The organism is Micromonospora sp. LOL_015, assembly GCF_048060275.1.
In the GTDB taxonomy this organism is placed as follows: Bacteria; Actinomycetota; Actinomycetes; order Mycobacteriales; family Micromonosporaceae; genus Micromonospora_E.
This window is the reverse complement of the sequence record NZ_JBHMIO010000193.1, coordinates 1-431: the sequence shown is the minus strand read 5'-3', so window position 1 is coordinate 431 and position 431 is coordinate 1. Positions and strand designations below refer to the sequence as shown.

The following is a 431-nucleotide window of genomic DNA, read 5'->3' as shown; positions in this document are numbered from 1 at the left end:
GGTCACCCGCACCATCTCCGATGGCACCCGCCACCGGCGTCGACTTCCCCGGCGCGGCCACGGTGTTCCGGCTCCGCCGTGACGTGTACGCCCCGGACGGGCAACGGATCAGCAAACAGATCGTCCACGGCATCACCAGCCTGACCAGCGCGGGGGCCGAGATCGCCAGACATGTGCGCACCCACTGGTGGATCGAGAACAAGGTCCACTGGGTCCGTGACGTCCTGTTCGGCGAGGACACCCACCACGCCTGGCTCGGCGGCGTCGCCCACGCCATGGCCGCCCTGCAAAACCTCACCATCGCCCTGATCCGGCTCGCTGGACACTCCAGGATCAAGCAGGTGATGGAACGTCACCACGCCGACAAGATGCTCATCCCGGCCCTGCTCAACGCATCGCAACCATGATCAACTGACTTTGCTTTAGCTCTG

1 pseudogene is annotated in these 431 nt (G+C 65.4%); it reads left to right on the top strand.

The annotated features are described in order from the left end of the window. Positions 1–407, top strand: a pseudogene (locus ACFHWU_RS29435) (hypothetical protein); the annotation flags it as partial. Between the last annotated feature and the right edge of the window lie 24 nt (positions 408–431).